Origin of the sequence: Serratia sp. (in: enterobacteria) (genome assembly GCF_046715635.1) — a bacterium.
GTDB lineage: Bacteria > Pseudomonadota > Gammaproteobacteria > Enterobacterales > Enterobacteriaceae > Chania.
The window spans coordinates 1-7,508 of the sequence record NZ_JBKJYW010000076.1 but is presented as its reverse complement, the minus strand read 5'-3'; the positions used below and the strand labels follow the sequence as shown (position 1 = coordinate 7,508).

Here is a 7,508-nt window from a genome sequence, read left to right as displayed (position 1 = left end):
TCTGGAAACGCTGCGTAATATGGTTGCCGCAGGCAGTGGGATTACGCTGTTGCCCGCCTTGGCAGTACCGCGTGAGCGTGAGCGTGACGGCGTCTGCTATCTGGAGTGCTACAAACCGGAACCGAAGCGCACCATTGCTCTGGTGTATCGCCCCGGCTCCCCGCTGCGTAGCCGCTATGAGCAGTTGGCCGAGGCTATTCGCGAACACATGCAGAACTACCTGGACGCGAACTTAAAACAGGCGGTTTAAACCGTTTAGCGCTGCCACACGGTAGGCTTCGGCCATGGTTGGATAGTTGAAGGTGGTATTGACGAAATACTCGATGGTATTACCTTCACCTTTCTGTTCCATGATCGCCTGACCGATGTGAATGATCTCTGCCGCACGCTCACCAAAGCAGTGGATCCCCAGGATCTGCAAGGTGTCGCGGTGGAACAGGATCTTCAGGCTACCCACGTTCATGCCGGCAATCTGCGCCCGAGCCAGGTGTTTGAACTGGGCACGGCCTACTTCGTAGGGCACTTTCATCGCCGTCAGTTCCTGTTCGGTTTTGCCGACGGAACTGATTTCCGGAATGGTATAAATGCCCGTTGGAATGTCTTCGATCAGATGCCCGCTGGCTTCCCCAGAGGAGATGGCCTGAGCGGCGATACGGCCCTGGTCATAAGCGGCAGATGCCAGACTCGGATAGCCGATCACGTCGCCCACTGCATAAATGTGGGCCACGGCGGTCTGATACATGCTGTTGACCTTCAGCAGGCCACGGCTGTCTGATTCCAGACCCACGTTCTCCAGGCCAAGCGCATCGGTGTTACCGGTACGGCCATTGGCGTACAGCAGGCAATCGGCCTTCACTTTCTTGCCGGATTTCAGATGCACAATCACGCCGTCATCGGTGCCTTCGATCTGCTCGAACTCTTCGTTGTGGCGGATCACCACGCCATTATTCCACAGGTGATAAGACAGAGAGTCTGACATCTCCTGATCGAGGAACGCCAGCAGCCGATCGCGGGTGTTGATCAAATCCACCTTCACGTTCAAACCACGGAAGATAGAAGCATATTCGCAGCCAATCACCCCGGCGCCGTAGATAATCACGTGGCGCGGTTCGTGGTTCAGCTCCAGGATGGAGTCACTGTCATAAATGCGCGAGTGGTTAAAATCAACGCTGTTCGGATGGTAGGGGCGCGAACCACAGGCGATCACGATATGGTCGGCGCGGATGGTATCCTGCGTGCCATCCATATAGCTTACGCTGACGGTGTTGGCGTCGATAAACTTGGCATTACCGGCAAATAGCTTGCACTGGTTACGCTCGTAGAACCCTTGGCGCATGCGCGTTTGCTGGTTAATCACGCTGTCGGCGTGGCGTAAAATGTCAGGGAAGGTGGCGCTGAGAGTGCGGGAGTTATTATAAAGCGGGTTCTGGTTGAATTCGATAATACGGCTGACGGCGTGGCGGAGGGCTTTTGAGGGGATGGTTCCCCAGTGAGTACAACCACCGCCCACGTTATTGTACCGTTCGATCACGGCCACGCGGGCACCTTGTTTCACCAGACCCATGGCTGCGCCTTCACCACCAGGGCCGGAGCCGATGATAATGGCATCAAATTGATAGTGTTGTTGCATGTAGGAGAGACCTGTTCTTATACAAATTTACAACGGTATCTTAACATCATAGCGCTGCGTGCCCAATTACCATTAGCCTTTTTGTGGCAAAGCACAATCGGTGCGGCCCAGAACTGTGACAAAGCGCGTTTGTATCAATGCTGTTGCAATAAATTTGCTATATTGCCAGTTCTGCGGCGTTAGACTGAAAGAAGGGAAGTTATCCGGATATGCAAATGGGCGTCAGAGCACAACAAAAAGAACGCACGCGTCGCTCCCTCATTGAGGCGGCTTTCAGCCAGCTGAGTGCCGAGCGCAGTTTTGCCAGCCTGAGCCTGCGTGAAGTCTCGCGAGAGGCGGGCATCGCGCCTACGTCGTTCTATCGCCATTTTCGCGATGTGGATGAGCTTGGGCTCACCATGGTAGACGAAAGCGGCCTGATGCTGCGCCAATTGATGCGCCAGGCACGTCAGCGTATTGCCAAAGGCGGCAGCGTGATCCGCACGTCGGTATCGACCTTTATGGAGTTTATCGGTAATAATCCCAACGCCTTTCGGCTGTTGCTGCGTGAACGTTCCGGTACCTCGGCCGCGTTTCGTGCGGCGGTAGCACGGGAAATCCAACATTTTATCGCCGAACTGGCAGATTACCTTGAGCTGGAAAACCATATGCCGCGCAGTTTTACCGAAGCGCAGGCGGAAGCCATGGTGACGATTGTGTTCAGTGCCGGTGCGGAAGCACTGGATATTGATATTGAACAACGGCGGCAGCTTGAAGAAAGGTTAGTGTTGCAACTGCGGATGATCTCCAAAGGAGCCTATTACTGGTATCGCCGCGAGCAAGAAAAAGCCTCTGTATCCCACGTATAACAAGGTGAAAGTCATGGAAAAATTAAGCCGTGAGAATGGTACTTTACTGCTGGCGTTGATTGCCGGCCTGTCCGTAAACGGTTCCTTTGCCGCGCTGTTCAGTTCGGTGGTGTCGTTTTCAGCCTTCCCGTTAATTGCTTTGGTGTTGGCGGTATATTGCCTGCATCAGCGTTACCTGAACCAGCCAATGCCGGATGGCATGCCAAAACTGGCGGCCGGCTGCTTCCTGTTAGGCATCCTGGGATATAGCGCGATCGTGCGTGCGGAATACCCGCAGATCGGCTCGAACTTCCTGCCCTCGATTGTTTGCGTGGTGCTGGTGTTCTGGCTTGGTTTCCAATTAAGGAAACGCAATACTATCGCCGTCCAGCATTAAAAATGGTTTCATCGAGAAAAGGCACTCCGAGGAGCGCCTTTTTTGTTTTTCGCCATGTAGGGCGCAGTGCCGGTCTAGATCAGCGGCGTTCGAGCAAGACACCACATTCCATATGATGGGTGTATGGGAACTGATCAAATAGAGCCAGGCGAGTGATTTTGTGCGTGGCCTGCAGCGTATCCAGATTGGCGCACAGGGTCTCTGGGTTGCAGGAGATGTAAAGAATGCGTGGGTAGGCCTGCACCATCTTCACCGTTTCCTCATCCAGACCGCTGCGCGGCGGATCGACGAAAATCGTCTCACAGTTATAGCTGCTCAGATCGATCCCTTTTAACCGGTTGAACTCGCGAGCGCCGTTCATCGCCTGAGTGAAATCCTCCGCCGCCATACGGATAATCTGCACGTTATCGATATGGTTGGCCGCGATGTTGTACTGCGCCGCCGCCACCGAAGGCTTGGCAATTTCAGTGGCTAACACCCGCTCAAAGTTGCGGGCCAGCGCCAGCGAGAAGTTGCCGTTACCGCAATACAGCTCCAGCAGGTCTCCTTTTGCACCTTGGGTGACGTCCAGAGCCCACTCCAGCATTTGCACGTTCATCACCGCATTGGGCTGGGTGAAACTGTTTTCGACCTGGCGATAAATCATCTCGCGGCCACCAACCGGCAGCACTTCATCGACGTAATCCTGATCCAGCATGATTTTCATCTTCGAGGCGCGCCCAATCAGCTGCACATCGAAGCCCTCTGCGCGTAACGCGTCACGCAGCGCAGTGGCATCTTGCTGCCATTGTTCGTCCAGCTTGCGGTGATACAGCAGCGAAGCAATGATTTTACCGCTCTGTGTGGACAGATAATCGATCTGGAACAGCTTGTGGCGCAGCACCGGATTGGGCTTGAGGGCCACCATCAGCGCACTCATCAGGCGGTTAATCAGCTCGCTGGCCGCCGGGAAGCTATCGACGCGGATACGCTGCTTGGTCTGCTGATCGAACATGATGTGGTACATATCGTCCTCATCATGCCAGATGCGGAACTCCGCACGCATGCGGTAGTGGCTGACTGGCGAGCGAAACACTTCCGGCTCGGGCGCCGTGAACGGTGACATCATGCTTTTCAGACGGGCTGTTTTCTCCGCCAGTTGGTCGTCATAGCGTTCAATGGGCAAATTCTCGGGCGTCATGGTTTCTCTCGTCAGGCAAATTGGATCAGCGGGGATTGTAGGGAATCAGTCCGTGAAGTCCAGTTTTGTTGTGGTGCTATTTGAAACACTGTTGGCAATCTAGACATCCATTTTCATTGATTGTAGCATTGCCGTCCGGTCTCAAGCAGCGAGTGAAAAGGGAATCCAGTGCAAATCTGGAGCTGACGCGCAGCGGTATGGGGAAGTCACGGCGATAGCGTTTAAATGATGCAGACACTGTCCACTGCAGGATGGGAAGTCATCGCCCGGTGCGGGTTGCCACAGGCAATCGGCAAATCCCAAGCCCGAAAACCTACCGGTGTACGTCGCAATATCCATAGCCGTCGCGAACTACCGGCCGTGGCCCTGCGGCATCCCCAATGTAGTTTGGATGCTTTTTATAATGACAATGATAAAAAATACACTGCTGGCGGTGGTTTCCTCCGTGACGGCATTTTCTGGATGGGCGCAAGATAACACCACGGCTAAAAGTAGCGATGATCTGGTGGTTACCGCCAATCGCTTCCCTCAACCAGTCTCTTCCGTATTGGCTCCTGCCGATGTGGTGACTCGTGAAGATATCGATCGCTGGCAGGCCAAAAGCCTCAATGATGTGATGCGCCGTTTGCCGGGCGTTGATATTTCGCAGTACGGCGGCATGGGGCAGGGGTCATCCATCTCGGTACGCGGCACCGAGGCTCGGCACGTGTTAGTGTTGATCGATGGCGTGCCATTGGCCCGTTTGGGGATCACTAATGGTGTCAACTTTAACCAGGTGCCACTGGCGCTGGTGCAGCGTGTAGAGTTTATCCGGGGGCCACGCTCGGCCATTTACGGTTCTGGCGCCATCGGCGGGGTTATCAATATCATTACCCAGACGGATAAAGAAGGCGGCAAAGTTCAGGCGGGTATCGGTTCAAAGGGCTATCAGCAGTATGACGGTGCCGTGCGCCAGCGGTTTGACAATACTATCGCGACCGTCGCGGGCAGCTATCAGATGACCAACGGCTTTAATGTGCAGCCGGGCTCGCCTTATTCGGTCGACAGCGATCGCGATGGTTTCCGCAATAAAAGCTTCTGGGGCGGGTTAGAGCAGCAATTCAATCAGAATTTCTCTGGCTTCGTGCGCGGCTATGGCTACACCAACAACGCTGACTATGACGTTGGCAGCGTTCCTTTCAGCCCACAGTACAGTAATGATGAAGACCGCCTGTATAGCCATACCTATGATATGGGGCTGCGTTTCCTGTCTGGTGCCTTCTCTTCACAACTGACTGGCAGCTACCAGAAACAGAAACAGTACAACTACAGCAGCCAGAATGGCCGTTATGGCATCAGCACCACGCTGGATGATATGGATCAGCGTAACCTGCAATGGGGCAATACCTATGCTTTCGAGCACGGTAGCGTCACCGCCGGTGCCGATTTCCAGCAACAGCGCCTGACCTCCTCCGACAACTTCTTCGCCGATACTTATAAAAGAGACAACACGGGTTTGTACCTAAGTGGCCAGCAGCAGTTTGGCAGCGTGACGCTGGAAGCCTCTGGGCGTGAAGATAATGACGAGGACTTTGGCTGGCACGGTACTTGGCAAACTGCGGCAGGTTGGGAGTTTGTGGATGGTTATCGGGCAACCTTGTCTTATGGTACGGGCTTCCTGACTCCGTCGCTGGGCCAGCAATATGGCTCAAAACGTTTTGGTATTGATTCCAACAGCAACCTCAAGCCGGAAGAGTCCAAGCAATGGGAAATGGGTCTGGAAGGTTTGACCGGGCCGCTGGATTGGCGCCTGTCCGCTTACCATTACAAAATCCAGAACCTGATCAACTATGATTCTGACCCGGTGACCTATCAGGGGCAGTATTACAACGTGGACAAGGCAACGATTAAAGGTGTGGAATGGACCGGCAGCTTTGATACCTGGATCTTCACCCATCAGTTGACGCTGCAATATATCGATCCACGTAATGACCAGACCGATGAGGTGTTGGCGCGCCGTTCGAAGCGCCAGGCCAAGTATCAGCTGGATTGGACGATGTTCAAGTTGGATATGGATATCTCGTATCAGTACTACGGCAAGCGTTACGACAATATCTCTTCTACTTATAACCCTGAGCAGCGCGTATTGCCGAGCTACAGCACGGTAGACGTGAGCGCCTCATATCCAATAACCTCTCAGCTGACAGTTCGTGGTAGAATTGCCAACCTGTTTGATAAAGATTATGAGACGGCTTATGGCTACGCTACTCCAGGAAGAGAGTACTACCTCACTGGCAGCTATACCTTCTAACGCCACTGCGGCTCCTCGCCCGACGGCGCTGGTTTTTGATTCCGGCGTCGGCGGGTTGTCGGTGTACCAGGAGGTTCGGCAACTGTTGCCGGATCTCCACTATATCTATGCCTTCGATAACGTGGCATTCCCCTACGGCGAGAAATCTGAAGAGTTTATCATTGAGCGCGTGCTGGAAATTGTCAGTGCGGTTCAGCAGCGCCATCCTCTAGCGATCGTCATCATCGCCTGTAATACCGCCAGTACCGTTTCCTTACCCGCACTGCGTGAACGTTTTGCTTTCCCAGTGGTGGGGGTGGTGCCGGCGATCAAACCTGCAGCCAAACTGACCGCCAACGGTATCGTCGGTTTGCTGGCTACGCGCGGTACGGTTCAGCGTGCTTATACCCATGAACTGATCGAGCGTTTCGCAACAGATTGCAAAATCGAACTGTTAGGCTCTTCTGAGCTGGTGGAATTGGCAGAAGCCAAGTTGCATGGTGAATCTGTGCCGCTGGCAACGCTGAAGAAAATCTTGCAGCCGTGGCTGAGCATGCGCGAGCCTCCGGACACGGTCGTGTTGGGCTGTACTCACTTCCCTCTATTATCTGAAGAGCTGATGCAAGTTCTACCTGAGGGGACGCGTCTGGTGGATTCGGGTGCGGCAATTGCCCGCAGAGCCGCCTGGCTTATCTCCAATCAGGAAAATCTGGTCTCAACTCAGGAAGAGAATCTGGCGTATTGCATGGCGCTGAATGAAGACACCGATGCTTTATTGCCCGTTTTGCAGGCTTATGGCTTTAAATCGTTGAAAAAACTGCCGCTTTAATGGGGTTTTGCTTAAACATTCGACGGTCAGAAAAAAAAGTGAATTTAGGGGTTGCGGCGTTCTGAGAACTCCCTATAATGCGCCTCCACTGACCGGGAACAACGACTCCTCTAACGAGAACCAGTCGCCCAGCCAGGAAGAAGCAACCCGGTGAAAACACCGCGTCTCGTAAGAGAAAAAGGTTGACTCTTCAGCGGGAAAGCGTAATATGCACCTCCTGCGTTACCGAGAAACTTTCCGGTAACGAACGCTCTTTAACAATTTATCAGACAATCTGTGTGGGCACTCACAAGACGATATCCAGCTACTTCGGTAGCAAAAAATATCAAGTCTTGAAGAGTGACCAAGCAGTAATTCATGCGAATGAATTATTACG

At 53.6% G+C, this 7,508-nt stretch carries 7 protein-coding genes and 1 riboswitch; of the genes, 5 read left to right on the top strand and 2 right to left on the bottom strand.

Annotated features, from left to right (window positions below):
• On the top strand, positions 1 to 250 hold a 250-nt coding region (locus ACLQ7H_RS03660; RefSeq protein ID WP_411751496.1), incomplete at its 5' end, for a LysR substrate-binding domain-containing protein.
• Here the strand turns inward: ACLQ7H_RS03660 and sthA are convergent.
• The gene (gene sthA / locus ACLQ7H_RS03655; protein ID WP_411751495.1) at positions 233 to 1,630 is read right to left on the bottom strand and encodes a Si-specific NAD(P)(+) transhydrogenase; all 1,398 of its coding nucleotides are present in this window, start codon (positions 1,628 to 1,630) and stop codon (positions 233 to 235) included. The genes ACLQ7H_RS03660 and sthA overlap by 18 nt on opposite strands.
• A gap of 215 nt (positions 1,631 to 1,845) precedes the next feature.
• On the opposite strand from sthA, the gene fabR reads away from it, so the two are divergent.
• Positions 1,846 to 2,478, top strand: coding sequence for an HTH-type transcriptional repressor FabR (fabR, locus tag ACLQ7H_RS03650; protein WP_024482854.1), 633 nt, complete (start codon positions 1,846 to 1,848; stop codon positions 2,476 to 2,478).
• Positions 2,479 to 2,491: 13 nt separating this feature from the next.
• Positions 2,492 to 2,854 carry a YijD family membrane protein gene (locus ACLQ7H_RS03645; RefSeq protein WP_411751494.1) on the top strand — a complete coding sequence of 121 codons (363 nt, stop codon included), beginning with the start codon at positions 2,492 to 2,494 and terminating at the stop codon, positions 2,852 to 2,854.
• Positions 2,855 to 2,933: 79 nt separating this feature from the next.
• Here the strand turns inward: ACLQ7H_RS03645 and trmA are convergent, their stop codons facing one another.
• On the bottom strand, positions 2,934 to 4,034 hold the full coding sequence (gene trmA / locus ACLQ7H_RS03640; RefSeq protein WP_411751493.1) for a tRNA (uridine(54)-C5)-methyltransferase TrmA: 1,101 nt from the start codon (positions 4,032 to 4,034) through the stop codon (positions 2,934 to 2,936).
• Positions 4,035 to 4,153: 119 nt separating this feature from the next.
• A riboswitch (cobalamin riboswitch) is annotated at positions 4,154 to 4,370 on the top strand.
• Between the two features lie 73 nt (positions 4,371 to 4,443).
• On the opposite strand from trmA, the gene btuB reads away from it, so the two are divergent.
• Positions 4,444 to 6,324, top strand: a complete 1,881-nt coding sequence (gene btuB, locus ACLQ7H_RS03635) for a TonB-dependent vitamin B12 receptor BtuB (protein WP_411751497.1) — start codon at positions 4,444 to 4,446, stop codon at positions 6,322 to 6,324.
• Positions 6,269 to 7,132, top strand: coding sequence for a glutamate racemase (gene murI, locus ACLQ7H_RS03630; RefSeq protein WP_411751492.1), 864 nt, complete (start codon positions 6,269 to 6,271; stop codon positions 7,130 to 7,132). The genes btuB and murI overlap by 56 nt, the downstream gene beginning before the upstream one ends.
• The last annotated feature ends 376 nt before the right edge of the window (positions 7,133 to 7,508 follow it).